The sequence below is a fragment of the Mycoplasma sp. HS2188 genome, from assembly GCF_025209835.1.
GTDB lineage: Bacteria > Bacillota_I > Bacilli_A > Mycoplasmatales > Metamycoplasmataceae > Mycoplasmopsis.
The window spans coordinates 1-812 of record NZ_JAOAOI010000046.1 but is presented as its reverse complement, the minus strand read 5'-3'; the positions used below and the strand labels follow the sequence as shown (position 1 = coordinate 812).

Here is an 812-nt window from a genome sequence, read left to right as displayed (position 1 = left end):
TAAATCTTTTAAATATTTATTAAACTCTTGATCAGATACTCTTTGACCATCCGATCTAAATTGTCAAGTTAAATTTTCGTTTAAAAATATATCATCAGCACTTATTCTTCATTCACTTTCATAAAAACTTCTTCACTCAGGTGTTTTCATAAATGCTTTGTTAGAATCCACCGAAAATGATTTACTCAATTGCTGACTCCTTACATTCCTACCCCATTCTCTAGGCAAAGAGTAATAAGTGGTAGTACTATTAGCATCAGTTTTAAAACTAGTAGAAACAAAACATAATGGCACAGCAAATGGAGCACTTACCAGCCCAAAATTTAAAATCTTTTTTAGTTTATTTCTCATAAATTATTTACCTAAATCAAAATACTCTGCCAAAATCTCGGGATCTGTATCATTATTAAACTCATAATTTTCATATATTTCTTCACGTTTTTTAACTTTTGCCACTTTCTCATTTGTTTTTAAGCCTTTTTCATCATTTTCAATATTTAAAATCTGACGAATTTGCTCAAAATATTTCGGCTCAACTAACAATTCCGAACCAGGATTATCAATTATCTCTTTCGAAACATCGCCGCCAGCCAATGCATTTAGTAATAAATCCAGTTTTTTATTAATAATATTATTCTCAACTCTAACTTTTAAAATTTGATTAATAATATTTGCAGTATAAGGCGATAAAGACGCATAAAATGCTTTTCTAAACGCATAAAATAAATCAACCTTCAACGATGACATTACTTTTCTTTTATCTTTTTCATCTAAAAACGAAACTACAATATCAGATAAAGCATTCGATAAAG

At 28.7% G+C, this 812-nt stretch carries 2 protein-coding genes; both read right to left on the bottom strand.

Annotated elements, in window-relative coordinates:
• A partial coding sequence (locus tag N1F73_RS03985) for a hypothetical protein (RefSeq protein WP_396888698.1) occupies nt 1-351 on the bottom strand: 351 nt, incomplete at its 3' end.
• A gap of 3 nt (nt 352-354) precedes the next feature.
• Nucleotides 355-812, bottom strand: a 458-nt coding sequence (locus tag N1F73_RS03720; protein WP_260360161.1) for an Mbov_0398 family ICE element protein, incomplete at its 5' end; no start/stop codon positions are given.